This is a genomic window from bacterium, from assembly GCA_040755795.1.
Lineage (GTDB): Bacteria > UBA9089 > CG2-30-40-21 > CG2-30-40-21 > SBAY01 > JBFLXS01.
On sequence record JBFLXS010000002.1, the window covers coordinates 46,414 to 70,478 of the forward strand.

General features: G+C 41.4%; 1 protein-coding gene (running past one end of the window). It reads left to right on the forward strand.

The features are described 5' to 3' along the window. The coding region annotated (locus tag AB1414_00115) for a hypothetical protein (GenBank protein MEW6605839.1) crosses the window boundary (this coding region is incomplete at both ends): on the forward strand, window positions 1–24,065 show 24,065 of its 70,478 nt. Its footprint begins 46,413 nt before the window's first position.

A 24,065-nucleotide genomic window follows, 5' to 3' on the forward strand; every position in this document is an offset into this window, starting at 1 on the left:
ACAACCTCAGTGGCAATTGAAGGTAGTTTCACAACAACATTTACTATTGATACACAACCTTATGGTTCAACAACAATCACTGCGGTAGGTCTGAGTTCAAGTAGTGCGATAAATAACTTCAAGATACTGCCAGAATTATGGTCAGTGGTGTTAGCCGAAGGGACAGTTGGGACAATCGTAACAATCCGAGGCACCGGTTATGCGGCGAATGAGTTAGTTTACATCCACTTTGGGACAACAATTACAATCACCACGACCTCAGCCGCAATCGAAGGTAGTTTCACAACGACATTCACTATTGATACGCAACCGTATGGTTCGACGACGATAACAGCGGTCGGGTTGAATTCAGGTAGTGCCATAAATGACTTCAAGATACTGCCAGAGTTATGGTCAGTGGTGCTTGCAGAAGGGACAGTAGGGACAATCGTAACGATACGAGGCACAGGCTATGCGGCGAATGAGTTAATTTACATTCACTTTGGCACAACAAAGACAATCACCACAACCTCAGCCGCAATCGAAGGTAGTTTCACGACAACATTTACTATTGATACACAACCGTATGGTTCGACAACGATAACAGTAGTTGGATTGAATTCAGATAGTGCCATAAATGACTTCAAGATATTACCGGAATTATGGTCTGTAACACCAAAAGAAGGGACAGTAGGGACAATCGTAACGATACGAGGCACAGGCTATGCGGCGAATGAGTTAATTTACATTCACTTTGGCACGACAAAGACAATTACGACGACATCAGCCGCAATCGAAGGTAGTTTCACGACGACATTCACTGTTGATACACAAGGATTTGGCTCGACGACAATAACCGCCGTAGGATTAAATTCCGGCAGTGCGATAAATTACTTCAAGATAACTGTTGAGTTATATTCAGTAACACCAACAGAGGGCACAGTAGGGACAATAATTACGATTAAAGGCACAGGTTATAAAGCCAATGAAGAAGTAAGGATAGACTTTGGCACAACATCAAGTATTACCACAACACAGGCAGATGGAACAGGTAGCTGGACGGTGACATTTACCATAAATACACAACCTTATGATACAACTACAATCAAGGCAACAGGATTAACAAGTGGTGGAGAAGGGATTAATTACTTCAAGATACTGCCAGAGTTATGGTCAGTGGTATTAGCCGAAGGGACAGTAGGAACGGTAGTTACAATACGAGGCACCGGCTATGCGGCAAATGAGTTAGTTTACATTCACTTTGGGACAACAAAGACAATCACGACGACCTCAGCCGCAATCGAAGGTAGTTTCACAACGACATTTACCATTGATACACAACCGTATGGTTCGACAACGATAACAGCAGTTGGCTTGAATTCGGGTAGTGCGATAAATAACTTCAAGATACTGCCAGAATTATGGTCAGTGGTGCTTGCGGAAGGAACAGTTGGGACAATCGTTACAATCCGAGGCACCGGCTATGCGGCGAATGAGTTAGTTTATATTCACTTTGGCACAACAAAGACAATCACGACGACCTCAGCCGCAATCGAAGGTAGTTTCACAACGACATTTACCATTGATACACAACCTTATGGTTCGACGACAATCACTGCGGTAGGTCTGAGTTCAGGTAGTGCCATAAATGACTTCAAGATATTACCGGAATTATGGTCTGTGGTGCTTGCGGAAGGAACAGTGGGGACAATCGTAACGATACGAGGCACAGGTTATGCGGCGAATGAGTTAATTTATATCCACTTTGGCACAACAAATACGATAACGACAACATCTGTAGATGGACAGGGTAGCTGGACAACCACCTTTACCATAGATACACAACCTTATGGCTCTACAACCATAACAGCGGTAGGGTTGAGTTCAGGTCAGGCAAGCAATGACTTTAAGATACTGCCAGAAATATGGTCAGTGGAGTTAGCCGAAGGGACAGTAGGAACAATTGTTACGATACGAGGCACAGGCTATGCGGCGAATGAATTAGTTTATATTCACTTTGGGACAACAAAGACAATCACAACGACCTCAGCCGCAATCGAAGGTAGTTTCACGACGACATTTACCGTCGATACACAACCTTATGGTTCGACGACAATCACTGCGGTAGGCTTGAGTTCAAGTTCTGCAATAAATGACTTCAAGATACTGCCCGAATTATGGTCAGGGGTGCTTGCCGAAGGGACAGTAGGGACAATCGTAACGATACGAGGCACCGGTTATGCGGCGAATGAGTTAGTTTATATCCACTTTGGCACAACAAAGACAATTACCACGACCTCAGCCTCAATCGAAGGTAGTTTCACGACGACATTTACCATTGATACGCAACCGTATGGTTCGACAACGATAACAGCGGTTGGATTGAATTCAGGTAGTGCCATAAATGACTTCAAGATATTACCGGAATTATGGTCTGTAACACCAAAAGAAGGGACAGTAGGGACAATCGTAACGATACGAGGCACAGGCTATGCGGCGAATGAGTTAATTTACATTCACTTTGGCACAACAAAGACAATTACCACGACCTCAGCCTCAATCGAAGGTAGCTGGACGACGACATTCACTGTTGATACACAGGGATTTGGCTCAACGACAATAACCGCTGTAGGATTAAATTCCGGCAGTGCGATAAATTACTTCAAGATAACTGTTGAGTTATATTCAGTAACACCAACAGAGGGCACAGTAGGAACAATAATTACGATTAAAGGCACAGGTTATAAAGCCAATGAAGAAGTAAGAATAGACTTTGGCACAACATCAAGTATTACTACGACGCAGGCAGATGAAACAGGTAGCTGGACAGTTACATTTACCATAAATACACAACCTTATGATACAACTACAATCAAGGCAACAGGATTAACCTGTCAGGGAGAAGGGATTAATTACTTCAAGATACTGCCAGAGTTATGGTCAGTGGTGTTAGCCGAAGGGACAGTAGGGACAATCATAACGATACGAGGCACAGGCTATGCGGCGAATGAGTTAGTTTATATTCACTTTGGCACAACAAAGACAATCACGACGACCTCAGCCGCAATCGAAGGTAGCTTCACGACGACATTTACCATCGATACGCAACCTTATGGTTCGACAACGATAACAGCGGTTGGATTGAATTCAGGTAGTGCCATAAATGACTTCAAGATACTGCCAGAGTTATGGTCAGTAGTATTAGCCCAAGGGACAGTAGGGACAATTGTAACGATACGAGGTACAGGGTATGCGGCGAATGAGTTAGTCTATATCCACTTTGGCACAACAAAGACAATCACGACGACCTCAGCGGCAATCGAAGGTAGTTTCACGACGACATTTACCATCGATACGCAACCTTATGGTTCGACGACAATCACTGCGGTAGGTCTGAGTTCAGGTAGTGCCATAAATGACTTCAAGATACTGCCAGAATTATGGTCAGTGGTGTTAGCCGAAGGGACAGTAGGGACAATCGTTACAATCCGAGGCACAGGCTATGCGGCGAATGAGTTAATTTACATCCACTTTGGGACAACAAAGACGATTACCACGACCTCATCGGCAATCGAAGGGAGCTGGACCACAACATTTACTGTTAATACACAACCATATGGTTCAACAACAATTACTGCGGTAGGTTTGAATTCAGGCGAGGCGATAAATGACTTTAAGATAATACCAGAATTATGGTCTGTAACTCCAACTTCCGGAACAGTAGGTACCAGTATTACTATAAGAGGCACGGGTTATTGTGGGACAGAGGTAGTTTATATCCACTTTGGTATAACCAATACGATTACTACGGTTGTTTCAGATATAGAGGGTAGTTGGACAATTACATTTACTGCTGATGCTCAACCTTATGCAACTACTACTATAATAGCAGGAGGACAGCATAATGCACATCAGGCAAGCAATTTCTTCTCTATGAAGAGTAGGATTGTTGAGATAGTGCCACCTAAAGGTGCTATTGGACTTGAAATTACAGTTTATGGTGATGGATTTGGTGCCTCAGAATCTGTCCGGATTGATTTTAGCGACAAACCGACATTAACTTATGTTACTTCTCAACGAAATGGGCAATTTACCGCTATCTTTACTGTTCCTGATGTATCTGCTAATCAAACAGTAACGGCTACAGGTCTTACAACGGGTGCGGAAGGTATAGATACATTTACGGTTATACCTGGTATCTCATTTATATCACCTACCTTTGGGACTATTGGAACTATAGTTGATATTAGAGGAAGTGGTTTTGGTGTAGGAAATGAAATAAGAATAGATTTTGGCACAACGAGAAGTATTGTCGTCCTAACTGCTGATACGAGTGGAAGATTTGTTACTACCTTTACTGTTGATACTCAACCTTCAGGTTCAACTACTGTTATGGTCCAGGATGTGTTAACTTCAGCTTTTGAAGATAGAATATTTGATATTATTGGAAGAATTACCTATACTACACCTCTCATTGGAACTGTTGGGACAACTATTACCGTGCAAGGAGATGGTTATGGAGCTACCGAGACAATACGGATTAGTTTTGGAACAACTACGACTATCGGAACAGCGACTTCAAATGCCGTAGGAACTTATACCGCTATCTTCACCATTGATACTCAACCTTATGGAAATACGACTGTGGTAATTAAAGGTTTAACTTCTGGTGAAGAAGAAATAACACAAGTATTTATTATACCTAATATTATTGTAGTTACACCTGATAGAGGTAGTGTGGGGACAATAATTACTTTGAAAGGAAATGGATACAAGGCGAATGAAACAGTTCAAATTGACTTTGGTAATTATTCTACTATCACTACCACTTCAAGTGATAACATTGGTTCATTTACTACAACCTTTACTATTGATACCCAGAAATATGGTGTTACAACTATTATTGCCAGAGGATTAGATTCAAGTTATGCTGTTGATGACCTGTTTATTATACCTAATATCATCACCGTTACGCCTTCAATTGGAACTGTGGGAACGATAATAACCGTAGCCGGTAATGGTTATGGGGCGTCAGAGACAATAACCATTAGTTTTGGAACACATCCAACTATAACGACTACTTCTACGGATGAAATAGGGTCATTCACGACTACCTTTACGATAGATACCCAGAGATATGGAACAACAACGATTATTGCTACCAATATGAGTTCGGCAGAAGGCTACTTCTTCATTATTCCAAATATAATTAACATTACACCTAAGTCTGGAACTGTGGGCACAATAATAACATTGCAAGGTAATGGATTTGGAGCCTCCAAGACTTTAAGCATAGACTTTGGAACTACATCTACTATTCAAATTACCTCTACTTATGCCGAAGGCAGCTTTACCACTACCTGGACAATTGATACTCAACCTTATGGTATCACCACTATTACTACCCATGGAAGTAAGGATGCATCAGGAACATTTACCATCTTACCTAATATCATTCTGATTACACCGAGTTCAGGGACAGTGGGAACGATAATAACCGTGAGAGGAAATGGCTATGCCGCATCGGATACGGTAAGAATAGCATTTGGTATCACTCCAACAATTCAATTAGTTTCTACAGAAATATATGGTAGCTTCACTACCACATTTACTATAGATACTCAACAATATGGCATAACAACGATTGTTGCTCATGGAGATGCACAAGGCATTTCGGCTCAAGGGACTATTAGTATTCAACCCAATATCATTCTTGTTACACCAACTTCAGGAACCGTAGGAACGATAATAACCTTAAGAGGAAATGGATATTGGGCATCCGAGACAATCAGGGTAGAATTTGGGACTACGCCAACTATACAACTAACCTCTACTTATGCAGAAGGTAGTTTCACCACCACATTTACTATAGATACACAACCTTATGGCATAACAACTATTATTGCTCATGGAAACGGGATATTATCCGCAGGCACATTAACCATATTACCTAATACCATTTTGATTACACCGAGTTCAGGGACAGTAGGAACGATAATAACTGTGAGAGGGAATGGATATGAGGCATCGTCGGTAATCAGGGTAGAATTTGGGACTACACCTACAATACAACTAACTTCTACCTATGCCGAAGGCAGCTTTACCACTACATTTACTATTGATACACAACCTTATGGCATAACAACTATTATTGCTCATGGAAACTGGATATTAGCAGAAGGGACATTAACCATATTACCTAATATTATTCTGATTACACCAGATTCAGGGACAGTAGGAACGATAGTAACATTAAGAGGAAATGGTTATCGGGCATCCGAGAGAATCAGGGTAGAATTTGGGACTACGCCAACAATACAGATAACCTCTACCTACGCAGAGGGAAGTTTCACCACCACATTTACCATAGATACACAACAGGCGGGTATAACAACCATTATTGCCTATGGAGACGGAATATTAGCCGAAGGAACATTAACTGTGTCATCGAATATTGTTCTGGTTACACCAGATTCTGGAACAGTGGGAACAGTAATAACCGTGAGAGGAAATGGATTCAGGGCATCAGATACGATAAGGATAGATTTTGGAGTAACTCGAACAATTCAATTAACTTCTACTTATGCCGAAGGGAGCTTTACTACTACATTTACGATTGACACGCAAAACTATGGTTCTACAACAATAACAGCATCAGATTTAGATTCACGGCAGGCGGTTAGATACTTTAAGATACTGCCAGAACTTTGGTTTGTAACTTCAACCGAAGGAACAGTAGGAACTATAGTAACGATAAGAGGGACAGGATATGCGGCGAATGAGTTAGTTTATATCCACTTTGGAACGACAAAGACGATAACAACTACATCTTCAGCCAATGAAGGTAGCTTTACCACTACATTTACTATTGATACACAACCTTATGGCTCTACAACCATAACAGCCTTAGGATTAAGTTCAGATAAGGCAAGCAACTACTTTAAGATACTATCTTCAGTTTATGAAGTTACACCGATTGAAGGGACGGTAGGAACAATCGTTACCATCAGTGGAATGGGATATGGGGCGTTCAAAGACATAACCATACATTTTGGCACAACTAATACCATTACTACTACTTCTACGAATATAGCAGGGTCATTTACTACAACATTTACCGTAGATACACAACCTTATGGCACGACAACGATAACGGCATTAGGTTCTGTGGCAATTAACCACTTCAAGATACTGCCAGAGTTGTGGTATGTCAATCCAGCAGAAGGGACAGTAGGTAAGGTAGTAACAATTCGAGGGACAGGCTATGCGGCGAATGAGTTAGTCTATGTCCACTTTGGCACAACTAATACAATAACGACAACATCTGTAGATATAGAGGGTAGCTTCACAACAACATTTACCATAGATACACAACCTTATGGCTCTACAACCATAACAGCGGTAGGTTTGAGTTCCGGTCAGGCAAGCAATGACTTCAAGATACTGCCAGAATTATGGTATGTCAGTCCAGTAGAAGGGACAGGAGGGAGTATAGTAACAATTCGAGGGACAGGCTATGCGGCGAATGAGTTAGTCTATATTCACTTTGGCACGACTAACACGATAACAACTACTTCTTCAGCCAATGAAGGTAGTTTCACCACTACATTTACCATAGATACACAACCTTATGGTTCTACAACGATTACAGCATTAGGTTTGAGTTCAGATAAGGCAAGTAATTACTTTAAGATACTATCTTCAGTTTATCAAGTTACGCCGACTGAAGGGACGGTAGGGACAATCGTTACCATAAGTGGAATGGGTTATGGGGCGTTCAAAGACATAACCATACATTTTGGCACGACAAACACCATTACTACTACTTTATCGAACATAGCAGGTTCATTTACCACTACCTTTACCATAGATACACAACCTTATGGCACGACAACGATAACCGCATTAGGTTCTGTGGCAATTAACCACTTCAAGATACTGCCAGAGTTGTGGTATGTCAATCCAGCAGAAGGGACGGTAGGTAAGGTAGTAACGATTCGAGGGACAGGATATACGGCACAGGAATTAGTCTATATCCACTTTGGCACGACCAACACCATAACGACAACATCTGTAGATGAACAGGGTAGCTTCACAACGACATTTACCATAGATACACAACCTTATGGCTCTACAACGATAACAGCGTTAGGCTTAAGTTCAGGTCAAGCGATAAATGACTTCAAGATATTGCCAGAATTATGGTCTGTCAATCCAGCAGAAGGGACAGTAGGGAAGGTAATAACGATTCGCGGGACAGGATATGCGGCACAGGAAACAGTTTACATTCACTTTGGCACGACAAATACGATAACGACAGTATCATCCGATGTCCAGGGTAGCTTCACGACTACATTTACCATAGATACACAATCTTATGGCTCTACAACGATAACAGCCGTAGGTTTGAGTTCAGATAAGGCTATTAACTACTTTATGATATTATCTTCAGTTTATGAGGTTACGCCAACTGAAGGGACGGTAGGAACAATAGTTACCATCAGTGGAATGGGATATGGGGCGTTTAAAGATATAACCATACATTTTGGCACGACCAATACCATTACCACTACCTCATCGAATATAGCCGGTTCATTTACTACTACCTTTACTATAGATACACAGCCTTATGGGACGACAACGATAATCGCTATAGGTTCTAAGGCAATTAACTATTTCAAGATACTGCCAGAATTATGGTATGTCAATCCAGCAGAAGGGACGGTAGGTAAGATAATAACGATTCGAGGGACAGGATATGCAGCGAATGAGTTAGTTTATGTTCATTTTGGCACGACTAATACGATAACGACAACATCTGCAGATGTCCAGGGTAGCTTCACCACTACATTTACCATAGATACACAACCTTATGGTTCTACAACTATAACAGCGTTAGGGTTAAGTTCAGGTCAGGCGAGCAATGACTTCAAGATACTACCAGAATTATGGTCTGTCAATCCAGCAGAAGGAACAGTAGGGAAGGTAGTAACGATTCGAGGGACAGGATATGCGGCGAATGAGTTAGTCTATATCCACTTTGGGACGACAAAGACGATAACAACTACATCTGCAGATGGACAGGGTAGCTGGACAACAACATTTACCATAGATACACAATCTTATGGTTCTACAACCATAACAGCGGTAGGATTGAATTCAGGTTCAGCTATCAATTATTTCAAGATACTGGTAGAGTTATATTCCATTACACCGACAGAAGGAACAGTAGGGACGATAGTTACTATTAAAGGAACAGGATATAACGCTAATGAAGAGATAAGGATAGATTTTGGAGTTAAATCAACGATAACTACGACACAAGCAGATGAAACAGGCAGCTGGACAGCTACATTTACCATAGACACGCAACAGTATGGTAGAACAACTATTAAGGCAACTGGATTAACCTGTCAGGGAGAAGGAATTAACTACTTCAAGATACTGCCAGAATTATGGTATGTTGAGCCAGCAGAAGGAACAGTAGGAAATATCGTAACGATTCGAGGGACAGGCTATGCGGCGAATGAATTAGTCTATATCCACTTTGGCACAACTAACACGATAACGACTACATCTGTAGATATACAGGGTAGCTTCACCACTACCTTTACCATAGATACGCAACCTTATGGCTCTACAACGATAACAGCGTTAGGGTTGAGTTCAGGACAGGCAAGCAATGACTTCAAGATACTGCGAGAATTATGGTCAGTGGTGCTTGCGGAAGGGACAGTAGGGACAATCGTAACGATACGAGGCACCGGCTATGCGGCAAATGAGTTGATTTATATCCACTTTGGGACAACAAAGACGATTACAACGACATCAGCGGCAATTGAAGGTAGTTTCACAACGACATTTACTATTGATACACAACCGTATGGTTCGACGACAATCACTGCGGTAGGTCTGAGTTCAGGTAGTGCCATAAATAACTTCAAGATACTGCCAGAGTTATGGTCAGTGGTGCTTGCGGAAGGGACAGTAGGAACAATCGTAACGATCCGAGGCACCGGTTATGCGGCGAATGAGTTAGTCTATATCCACTTTGGCACAACTAATACTATAACGACTACATCTTCAGATGGACAGGGTAGCTGGACAACAACCTTTACCATAGATACACAATCTTATGGCTCTACAACGATAACAGCGTTAGGCTTGAGTTCAGATAAGGCTATTAACTACTTTATGGTATTATCTTCAGTTTATGAGGTTACGCCAACTGAAGGGACGGTAGGGACGATAGTTACCATCAGTGGAATGGGATTTGGGGCGTTCAAAGATATAACCATACATTTTGGCACGACTAATACGATTACGACCACTGTGTCAAATATAGCAGGTTCATTTACCACAACATTTACCATAGATACACAGCCTTATGGCACGACAACGATAATCGCTTTAGGTTCGAAGGCAATTAACTACTTTAAGATACTGCCAGAATTGTGGTATGTCAATCCAGCAGAAGGGACAGTAGGAAGTATAGTAACGATACGAGGGACAGGGTATGCGGCGAATGAGTTAGTTTATATCCACTTTGGCACAACTAATACCATAACAACTACATCTTCAGATATTCAGGGTAGTTTCACCACAACATTTACAATTGATACCCAGAATTATGGCTCTACAACCATAACAGCTTTGGGATTAAGTTCAGGCCAGGCTATTAATGATTATAAGATAATGCCAGCTGTCTGGTATGTCATTCCACCAAAGGGAACAGTTGGCAGCACGGTGATGATAAGAGGGACAGGGTATGAAGCCAATGAGTTAGTTTATATCCACTTTGGGACAACAAAGACGATAACAACTACATCTGCAGATATAGAAGGTAGCTGGACAACTACATTTACCATAGATACACAACCTTATGGCAGCACAACGATAATCGCATTAGGGTTAAGTTCAGACAAGGCGACTAATTACTTTATGATTGTTCCAAGATTATGGTATGTGAGTCCAGTAGAAGGGACAGTAGGGAGTGTAGTAACGATTCGTGGAACAGGATATGCGGCTTATGAGCCAGTAAATATCTTCTTTGGAACTACGGTATTACCTATTATGCAAACCTTAGTAGATGTTGAAGGAAGTTTCACCACGACATTTACTGTTGATACACAACCTTATGGCACTACGACGATAGTGGCTACTGGTGTGAATTCTCTTATTCCAGATGCTAATTATTTCAAGATACTGCCAGAATTATGGTATGTCAGTCCAGCAGAAGGGACAGTGGGTACGGTAGTAACGATTCGAGGGACAGGCTATGCGGCGAATGAATTAGTCTATATCCACTTTGGCACGACTAATACGATAACGACAACATCTGTAGATGGACAGGGTAGCTTCACAACTACATTTACCATAGATACACAATCTTATGGTAGCACAACCATAACAGTCTTAGGGTTAAGTTCAGGTCAGGCGAGCAATGACTTCAAGATACTGCCAGAATTATGGTCTGTCAATCCAGCAGAAGGGACAGTAGGTAAGATAGTAACGATAAGAGGAACAGGCTATGCGGCGAATGAGTTAGTTTATATCCACTTTGGCACAACTAATACCATAACGACTACATCTTCAGCCATAGAAGGTAGCTTTACCACTACATTTACCGTAGATACGCAGTCTTATGGTTCTACAACTATTACCGCCGTAGGGTTGAGTTCAGACAAGGCAACTAATTACTTTATGATATTATCTTCAGTTTATGAGGTTACACCGACTGAAGGAACGGTAGGGACAATCGTTACCATCAGTGGAATGGGATTTGGGGCGTTCAAAGATATAACCATACATTTTGGCACGACTAAGACGATTACTACTACTTCTTCGGATATAGCCGGTTCATTCACCACTACCTTTACTATAGATACACAACCTTATGGAACGACAACGATAACCGCTTTAGGTTCGAAGGCAATTAACTACTTCAAGATACTACCAGAATTATGGTATGTTAATCCAGCCGAAGGGACAGTAGGTCAGGTAGTAATGATTCGGGGGACAGGCTATGCGGCGAATGAGTTGGTCTATATCCACTTTGGCACAGCAAATACAATCACGACGACCTCAGCCGGAATTGAAGGTAGTTTCACGACGACATTTACTATTGATACACAACCTTATGGCTCTACAACCATAACAGCATTAGGTTTGAGTTCAGATAAGGCAATAAATGACTTCAAGATACTGCCAGAGTTATGGTCAGTGGTGCTTGCGGAAGGGACAATAGGAACAATCGTAACAATCCGAGGCACCGGCTATGCGGCGAATGAGTTAATTTATATCCACTTTGGCACAACAAATACAATCACGACGACCTCAGCGGCAATTGAAGGTAGTTTCACGACGACATTTACTATTGATACACAACCGTATGGTTCGACGACAATCACTGCGGTAGGTCTGAGTTCAGGTAGTGCCATAAATAACTTCAAGATACTGCCAGAATTATGGTCAGTGGTGTTAGCCGAAGGGACAGTGGGGACAATCGTAACAATCCGAGGCACCGGCTATGCGGCGAATGAGTTAATTTACATTCACTTTGGCACAACTAATACAATTACGATGACCTCAGCCGCAATCGAAGGTAGTTTCACGACGACATTTACTATTGATACACAACCTTATGGCTCTACAACCATAACAGCATTAGGTTTGAGTTCAGATAAGGCAATAAATGACTTCAAGATACTGCCAGAGTTATGGTCAGTGGTGCTTGCGGAAGGGACAGTTGGAACAATTGTAACGATTCGAGGCACCGGCTATGCGGCGAATGAGTTAATTTACATTCACTTTGGGACAACAAAGACAATCACGACGACCTCAGCCGCAATTGAAGGTAGTTTCACGATGACATTTACCATTGATACACAACCTTATGGTTCGACGACGATAACATCAGTTGGCTTGCATTCAGGTAGTGCCATAAATGACTTCAAGATATTGCCGGAATTATGGTCTGTAACACCAAAAGAAGGGACAGTTGGGACAATCGTCACAATTCGAGGGACAGGATATGCGGCGAATGAGTTAATTTATATCCACTTTGGGACAACAAATACAATCACGACGACCTCATCCGCAATTGAAGGTAGTTTCACGACGACATTTACCATTGATACACAACCTTATGGTTCGACGACGATAACAGCGGTTGGATTGAATTCAGGTAGTGCCATAAATGACTTCAAGATACTACCAGAATTATGGTCTGTCAGTCCAACAGAAGGGACAGTAGGTAAGATAGTAACAATTCGAGGAACAGGCTATGCGGCGAATGAGTTAATTTACATTCACTTTGGCACAACTAATACCATAACGACAACATCTGCAGATGGACAGGGTAGCTGGACTACAACCTTTACTATAGATACACAATCTTGTGGCTCTACAATTATTACAGCCGTAGGGTTGAGTTCAGGTTCAGCTATCAATTACTTCAAGATAATGGCAGAATTATATTCAGTTACACCGACAGAAGGAACGGTAGGAACTATTGTTACGATTAGAGGAACAGGGTATTTAGCCAGTGAGCAAATAAGGATAGACTTTGGAGTTAAATCAACGATAACGACAACACAAGCAGATGGAATAGGTAGTTGGACAGTTACCTTTACCATAGATACCCAGGCCTATGGTAACACTACCATTAAATCTACTGGATTAATATCTCAGGGAGAAGGGATTAACTACTTCAAGATACTACCAGAGTTATGGTCAGTGGTGCTTGCTGAAGGGACAGTAGGAACAATTGTTACAGTCCGAGGCACAGGCTATGCGGCGAATGAGTTGGTCTATATCCACTTTGGCACAACTAACACGATAACGACAACATCTGCAGATATAGAAGGTAGCTTCACCACAACATTTACTATTGATACACAACCTTATGGTTCTACAACCATAACAGCGTTAGGTTTGAGTTCAGACAAGGCAATAAATGACTTCAAGATACTGCCAGAGTTATGGTCAGTGGTGCTTGCTGAAGGGACAGTAGGAACAATTGTTACAATCCGAGGCACAGGCTATGCGGCACAGGAATTAATTTACATCCACTTTGGGACAACAAATACAATCACGACGACCTCAGTCGCAATTGAAGGTAGTTTCACAACAACATTTACTATTGATACACAACCTTATGGTTCAACGACAATCACTGCGGTAGGTCTGAGTTCAGGTAATGCGATAAATAACTTCAAGATACTGCCAGAATTATGGTCAGTGGTGTTAGCCGAAGGGACAGTAGGGACAGTAGTGACGATACGAGGCACAGGTTATGCGGCGAATGAATTAATTTACATTCACTTTGGGACAACAAATACAATTACGACGACCTCAGCCGCAATTGAAGGTAGTTTCACAACGACATTTACTATTGATACACAGCCTTATGGTTCGACGACGATAACAGCAGTCGGCTTGAATTCAGGTAGTGCGATAAATTACTTCAAGATACTGCCAGAGTTATGGTCAGTGGTGTTAGCCGAAGGGACAGTGGGGACAGTAGTGACGATACGAGGCACCGGTTATGCGGCGAATGAGTTAATTTACATTCACTTTGGCACAACTAACACGATAACAACAACATCTGCAGATGGACAGGGTAGCTGGACAACTACATTTACCATAGATACTCAACGCTATGGTTCAACAACCATTACTGCCGTAGGTTTGAGTTCTTCATCTGCTATTAATTACTACAAGATAACTCCTGATTTATGGTATGTAAGTCCAACGCAAGGAACGGTTGGAACAATTGTTACCATTAGAGGCACGGGTTACTCAGTTGGTGATGTCCGAATAGACTTTGGAACGACAAGAACTATCACCACTACACAGGCGGTTGCAGAAGGTAGTTTCACCACTACATTTACTGTGAATATTCAACCTGTAGGCAAGACGACTATTGCCGCAGTGGGCATTAATGGCGAAGGAAATATTAACTTCTTTACCATCACAGGTGGAATTAGAATATCACCTACCACTGGGACAGTAGGAATAGTAGTAACGGTGTTTGGTAATGGATATGCTTCAACAGAGCAGGTGAGGGTTGATTTTGGCACCACTCCTACCCTGTCAATAGTTACAGCGGAGCCAGTAGGGACATTTATTGCTATGTTCACTGTTACCACTCAACCTTATGGCACGACAACGGTTACGGCTACTGGACCAATAACAGGGTCTGCGATAGACTTCTTTGTCATTACACCTGAATTATTTAGTGTTATACCAAATGCAGGGACAGTAGGTAGCATAGTAATAATTCGAGGCACAGGTTATGCGGCGAATGAGAGAGTTTATATCCACTTTGGGACAACTAATACGATAACTACTACATCTTCAGACATAGAAGGAAGCTGGACAACAACATTTACTATAGATACACAACCTTACGGTTCTACAACCATAATAGCGTTAGGCTTGAGTTCAGGTTCAGCTATTAACTATTGCAAGATACTGCCAGAGTTATGGTCAGTAGTGCTTGCGGAAGGGACAGTAGGGACAATCGTCACAATCCGAGGCACAGGCTATACGGCGAATGAGTTAGTTTATATTCACTTTGGCACAACTAATACGATAACCACTACATCTGCAGATATAGAGGGTAGCTGGACAACTACATTTACTATAGATACTCAACCTTATGGTTCTACAACGATAACCGCCATAGGGTTAAGTTCGGGTTCAGCCATAAATGACTTCAAGATACTGCCTGAATTATGGTTCGTCAATCCAGCAGAAGGAACAGTAGGCAAGATAGTGATGATAAGAGGAACAGGCTATGCGGCGAATGAGGCAGTTTATATCCACTTTGGCACAACAAAGACGATAACAATGGTATCTTCAGTTATTGAAGGTAGTTTCACAACAACATTTACCATAGATACACAACCTTATGGCACAACGACCATTGTTGCCTCAGGATTGAATTCAGGAGAGGCGATTAATTACTTCAGAGTCCTGCCGGAGGTATTCAGTGTTACTCCGAAAGAAGGCACAGTGGGAACAATAGTTACTATTCGTGGGACAGGATATGGTGCAAATAAGATAATTAATGTTCACTTTGGAACAACAAATACTATTACTACGGCGAGTTCAGATATAATTGGTTCATTTACCGCAACATTTACTGTGGATACGCAACCTTATGGCACAACAACTATTGTTGCTACAGGTTGTTCGGCAATTAACTACTTCAAGATATTACCAGATGTTTGCTATGTTACGCCTACATCAGGGACTGTGGGAAGTATTGTGACGGTTCGTGGAACAGGCTATGCGGCTTCAGAAGAGGTCTATGTCCATTTTGGCACAACAAAGACGATTACAACTACGGTTTCTGCTCAAGAAGGTAGCTTCACCACGACATTTACTGTGGATACACAAGTTTATGGCACAACAACAATTATTGCGGTAGGATTAGGTTCAGGAGAGGCGATTAATTATTATAGGATAACTCCTGATTTGTGGTATGTCAATCCACAACAAGGCACAGTAGGAACAATTGTTACGATTAAAGGCACAGGTTATACCCCTGGTGAGGTGCGAATAGACTTTGGCACAACTCAAACTATTACTACTACTCAGGCAGATAATACAGGTAGTTTGACGACGACATTTACCATAGATACGCAACCATTAGGTATAACAACTATTGCGGCAGCTGGTGCTAATGCTGAAAGAAATATTAACTTCTTCACGATTACTGGTGGTATTAGAATATCGCCAACTACGGGTTCAGTAGGAACGATAGTAACCGTGTTTGGTAATGGTTATGCGGCAACAGAACAAGTCCGTGTTGATTTTGGGACAACACCAACATTAGCCATAACAACAACTGATAATATAGGTTCATTTACGGTAACCTTTACCGTAACGACACAACCTTATGGAACAACAACTATCATTGTTACCGGAGCAGAGGCAGGTTCTGTCTGCATTACCTTCTTCATCACGCCAGATGTATTTATGGTTAGTCCAGATACAGGAACAGTGGGAACAGTAATTACTATTCGTGGGACAGGTTATGCTGGGAGAGAAGATGTTTATATCCACTTTGGCACAACGCAGACGATTACCATTACTACTTCAGCTATTGAAGGCAGTTTCACGACGACATTTACCATTGATACACAGCCGTATGGTAGCACGACCATTACGGGATTAGGCTTAAATTCCAGTTCAGCTATTAATTACTTTAAGATTATACCGCAGATTATTCAGGTTACACCAGATACAGGAACAGTTGGAACAATAATTACGATTCGTGGGACAGGATATGGAAATGGCGAAGATGTCTTCATCCACTTCGGCACGACACAAACGATTACCAGGACTATTACCGATATAGAAGGCAGCTGGACTACAACATTTACTATTGATACACAACCGTATGGGACGACGACAATTACTTCTGTGGGAGAGACTACACCGCAGGCGATTAATTACTTTAAGATTACACCAGAAATAATTAGGGTTACGCCAACTCAAGGCACAGTGGGAACAATAGTAACAATTCGTGGGACAGGTTATGCCGGGACAGAAGAAGTCTATATCCACTTTGGCACAACGAAGACGATTACGACTACGGTTTCAGATATCGCTGGTAGCTGGACAACAACATTTACGATTGACCCACAGGCTTATGGCTCAACAACCATTACTGCGCTTGGATTACGGTCAGATTCAAATATTGCTTACTTCAAAGTGTTAGGCGAATTATACTTAGTTTCACCGAAGGAAGGGACCGTGGGGACGATAGTAACCATTAGTGGAACAGGATATCAATCCAGTGAGACTGTCCAGATAAGTTTTGGCAACAAGACGACGATAACTACAGGTCATGTAATAGACACAGGCGTCTTTATCCTTACATTTACAATTGATACGCAGGTTTATGGGTCAACAACAATTATTGCCACTGGTCTCTCATCAGCCATAGAAGGTATTAATTACTTTAAGATAATACCAGATGTAATTATGGTGAGTCCATCAATTGGGACTGTGGGGACAATCGTTACCATTCGTGGGACTGGTTATGCCGGATTAGAAGAGTTGTATGTCCATTTTGGCACGACAAAGACAATTACTACAACGACTTCAGATATGGAAGGTAGCTGGACAACAACATTTACTATTGATACACAACCGTATGGTTCAACAACAATTACCGTGTTAGGATTTGGTTCTGGAGAGGATATTTCCTACTTTAAGATAACACCTCAAATTTGGGATGTTACACCGACTTCAGCGACAGTAGGAACAATAATTACCATTCGTGGCACAGGTTATGCCGGGACAGAGGAGATTTATATCCACTTTGGCACGAATAAGACGATTACTACTACTGTTTCTGCCATAGAAGGAAGTTGCACAACAACATTTACCATTGATACACAACCTTATGGCACGACAACGATTCTCGCAGGAGGCTTGAAGTCTGATGAGGCAATTAATTACCTGAAGATAACTCCACAATTAGTTTCAGTAACACCAACAGAGGGAACAATAGGAACACTAATAACTATTTGTGGAACAGGTTATGCCAGCAGTGAGACAGTTTATATCCACTTTGGGATACGCAATACTATTACCACTACTGTTTCAGGCATCGAAGGAAGTGTGACAACTACCTTTACCATTGATACTCAACCTTATGGAACGACAACTGTGGTAGCATTAGGCTTGAAGTCCGCAGTTGCCATTAATTACTTTAAGATATTACCGGCATTGTTTATGGTCAGTCCAACAGAAGGGACTGTGGGCACAATAGTAACAATAAGAGGTAATGGTTATATTGGGACAGAAGAGATTTATATCCACTTTGGCACAACAAGGACGATTGCCACGGTTATCTCAGAGCTACAGGGAAGCTTTACCACAACATTTACAGTGGATACACAACCTTATGGGTCAACAACTATCACAGGCGTTGGTAGTTGTGGTGAGTCAATTAACTACTTTAAGATTACACCAGAGTTGTGGTTTGTAACTCCAACAAAAGGAACAATAGGAACAATTCTAACTATTCGTGGAACTGGTTATACGCCAGGTGAGGTGCGAATAGACTTTGGCACGACAGAATCTATCACCCTTACTCAAGCAGAAATAGAGGGAAGTTTCACCACGACATTTACCGTAAATACACAAATATTAGGTAAGACAACAATTAGAGCCACAGGTATTAATCAGGAAACCAATATTAACTATTTTGTGATTATTGGTGGAGTTGAGGTATCGCCGACATCTGGCACGGTTGGGTCAATAGTGACGGTATGTGGAACAGGATATGCGGCAAGTGAAGAGATAAGGATTAATTTTGGCACAACACCTTCAATTACGAAAGTTATCGCTACTGAAGCGGGAACATTTACCGTAACCTTTACCATTGATACACAACCTTATGGCACCACCACCGTTAGAACGATAAGTTCAGATACAGGTTCAGCCACAACTTACTTTACCATTCTACCCGACCTGTGGCAAGTTAGTCCATCAGAAGGCACAGTAGGAACAATAGTTACTATTCGTGGGACAGGTTATGCCTATCAAGAAACAGTTTCGATACATTTTGGAACAACATTTACCATTACCACAGCTCAAGGTTCTAAACAAGGTAGCTGGACGACGAAATTCACAGTAGATATGCAACCTTGTGGTAGCACCACGATTACTGCCGTAGGTGATACATCAGGCACGGCTATTAACTATTTTGTCATAAATCCAGAAATATACTCTGTAACTCCAACTCAAGGGACAGTTGGAACAATAGTTACCATTAAAGGTAGTGGTTACAGGCTAAGTGATGACATACAGATAGATTTCGGCACTACATTAACTATTATGGTTGCTTCTTCTAATGATGCAGGGACATTTACCGCTACCTTTACTATAGATACTCAAGCCTACGGAACTACAACCATAACCGCCAAAGGTTCAGCAGTGGGAATAGCGGTGAATTACTTCAAGATAACTCCAGATGTATTTTTTGTTTCACCAACAGAGGGCACCGTTGGGACAATAATTACTATTCGTGGTACAGGTTATGCCGGTGGTGAGACAGTAGATATTCATTTTGGCAGGGCTAAGACCATCACCACAGCGTTAGTAGATGCACAGGGCACTTTCACTACTACCTTTACCATAGATACACAACCTTATGGAACAACTACAATTACGGGAGTTGGTCCCACCTCTTCGCAGGCAATTAATTACTTTAAGATATTATCAGAGATAGTTTCGGTTACTCCAACGGAAGGAACGGTAGGAACAATAGTTACTATCTGCGGAACTGGTTATAGAGATACAAAGAGAGTTTATATCCACTTTGGCACGACTAATACTATTACAACAACTACTTCAGATTATGAAGGTTCATTTACTACTACCTTTACCATTGATACTCAACCTTATGGCACAACAACGATAATGGCAGTAGGGTCTCCACAGGCAATCAACTACTTCAAGATATTACCGGATGTTATCTTTGTCAGTCCAACATCAGGCACGGTTGGAACTATAGTTACTGTTCGTGGAACGGGTTATGCTGGCACAGAGGAAGTTTATATCCACTTTGGCACTACCAATACCATAACTACTACCGTATCCGCTATACAGGGTAGTTGGACAACGACATTTACCATAGATACCCAATCTTATGGAACAACTACAATAATAGCCGTAGGATTAAAGTCAGGAGAGGATTATAATTACTTCTTTATAAATTCAATGACTTATCTAACTCCTTTACAGGGAACAGTAGGTCAGTTGGTAACCATAAGGGGTGAAGGTTATAATGATGGAGAGACTATAGCTATACACTTTGGAGAGATTTTGACTATATGTACTGCACTGGTGGCTCAAGAAGGTTCATTTACGGCTATATTTACTGTTGATACTCAGATTTTTGGGACAAAGACAATAACCGTAGTAAGTGAGATTGAAACGAGAACTCATTTGTTTAAGATAAGAGGTGGAGTGATAGTATCGCCCAGAAGTGGAATAGTGGCGACACTTGTTACCCTGTATGGAACAGGATATGGAGCCAGTGAGCCAATCATCATAGGTTTTGGTGGTAATCCAACCATATCTTGTGCAACAACCTCTGATAATGGGACATTCTCAACGCAATTTATGGCTGATGTTCAGGTACCTGGTCCGGTGGTAATTACTGCCAGTGGTTTGATAACCGGTGAAGTAGCATCTACTACCTTTACGCTGGTCAGAATATTCTTAAATCCAAATGTTGGCTATGGACAAAAAGATGCAATTACTCTAATCTCAGGTAAAGGATTTATGGAGGGAGCAACCGTAACTGCTAATTCTATTAAATTCAATGGTGCATTTACCGCACAACATCCCCCAATAACTATTCAACCAGGAGGTAATTTACCAACAACTACTTTGACATTACCAGCGATGCCGTGGGGAACTTATACGGTTCATATGATAGTTTCAGGAGAGGAATTTGTATTTGCAGATAGTTATAGAGTTATACCGCGGATTATAATGAATCCAGGTGCGGGTAGTGGTCAGACGGGTAATACAAGTACTATAACAGGTTCAGGATTCTATGGGACGACAGGTGGAACGACTATACTAATGAATAGTATTAAGGTAGGTGGCAATCCGACTGAACATCCAGAAGTGGTTGTATCTGATGTGGGAACATTCTCAGTTACAGTTGCTCTGTCACAACTTAACCAAGCAGGGGGTTATGCGGCAGATATTGTCCAGACTAAGGAAAATATAGGTTCATGGACATATAGATTTGAAAATGTCTATTATCGAACTTCACCACCTCAGTTACGATGGACAGGAGAGTCTGGTTATACACAGGATGGACTTAATCCAGAAGAGGGTCTAAATACTACAATTTATACTTACCGTATAAGATATTACGATTTTGATAATGATGACCCATTACCTGGCTATCCAAAGGTGATTATTTATAAAGGTACTAATGTTTATGCTTCATTGACTATGACAAAGATAGATAATTATCTACCGAGGTCAGCTCCACGATATGAAGTTCAAACAACCCTTCCAGATGGAATGTACTCCTATTATATTGTGGCGTATGATAAATGGGGAGCGCCAGCCAATGGTGTCTCAGGAGTATGGCGTGAGGGACCAAGAGTAGGACAATTCCCAACACTTAGATGGGTAGGCGCACCTGACTATATCAATACGGGTGTATCTCCAAAAGTTGGCTCTGAGGGAACGCTATTTAATTATCGGGTAGTGTATCGAGATTCAAGTAATCGGCCACCAGTATTTGGGACAAATAGCCCAATAGTGATTATAGAAAAAGATGGATTACCCTATGCCACTTATACTCTGGGTACTATTTCCTTGCTGGGAGGAACTGCAACTCCTTATCGAGATGGTGTGATTTATGGTACTGAGACTTCTCTTCTGGTAAGAGGTTCATATACACATAGATTTAAAGTACAAATAGCCATAGGAACGGATACATTTATAGAAGCACAGGGAACGCCAACATTAATCAATTCAGGACCGACAGTGGTAACCCTTCCATATCTTAGTTGGTTAGGAGCACTAGGATATACGGATGATGGCGTAGAACCCGATATTGGACAGATAGGAGATATCTTTGAATTTAAGGTGAAATATACAGGTTCTACTGCACCTGAATTGATACGACTATATCTTATGAGTCAAAATGGAACAATTACTTATTATGAAATGATACAAGATGGCGAAAATTGGGAATATGGAGTTACATTTACAACAAGATTGAGTATTAACTATGGTGGGATGAATTCTTACAGAATTGAGGCGAGCGCATATGGTCAACCAGTAGGTGGCACCCCGACTTTATGGCATAACGAACCATTTATTAATCGTGCTCCAGTTCTTGCATTTGCCTCTCCAGGATTAGAACCTACTTATGGTAATAATGAAACGATATTTACCTACAGGATTAAATATTTTGATGCCGATGGTAATGAGCCGGCGTATATAGAGGCACGATATACTTCTCCAGGTGGTAATCCGGGAACACTTAATTTACAGTTAAGTAGTGGAACAGTATCTGATGGTATTTATATAGGTACTATGACAGGTTTAGGAGAAATTGGGACATGGACATATAGATTTGCCGCGGCGGATAATTATGGAATGATAGCTATTGGGACTCCTACTAATCTATTCTCTGGTCCTATAATTATTCCTGGAGAAACTTATCTTACAGGAGCTGAGATACTACCCGTGAATCCTATAGTAGGTTCTTATATTACCTTCAAAGTGACATATTTTGACCTTAATGATATAAGACCAGCACCAGGTTATCCCAAACTATATGTCTATTTAGGAAATCAATTGTTTGTGACTACTGGACTTTACGAAGAAACACCAAGTGATACTGTTTATACTGATGGTAAAGTTTATCAGATAAAGACAGTAATATTAGCTTTAGCGGGCACATATACGCATAAATTTGAAGCAATGAATCAGGGCGGTAGAAGAGCCGTTGGTAGTCCGACAATGAGACAAATAGGACCTGCTGTTGGAAATCAACAAACTCAAAATAGAATACCATCATTGAGCTGGGTACAACAGGATGGTTATCGGAGTGATGGTGTTAATCCAAATTCTGCCAAACCAGAAACGACAATTACTTATAAAGTGCTGTATAAAGATTTTAATAATGATTATCCTATGCCAGGTTATCCGCAATTAAATATTTATAAATCGGATAGAACCTTATTGGCGACGGTGACGATGACATTAGAGTCAGGTGATGGTGATTGGATAGGTGGTGCGGTTTATGTGTATGCAACTAATACATTGATAACAACAGGGAATTATTACTATAGCATGGAGGCTAAAGATTGCTGGGGTGGTAATGCCGCTGGTGCACCAGTATATCAATATTTAGGTCCAAAGATTAGTCTGCCACCTATTTTGACTTGGACTGGTGAACCTAACTACCAGGAAGGTGGAGTTTATCCGATAAGCACTTCTCCATATAATCTTTATACTTATCGGATAAAATATCAAGATTCCGCAGGTAACCAGCCATATGCCAATGTGGTATATGT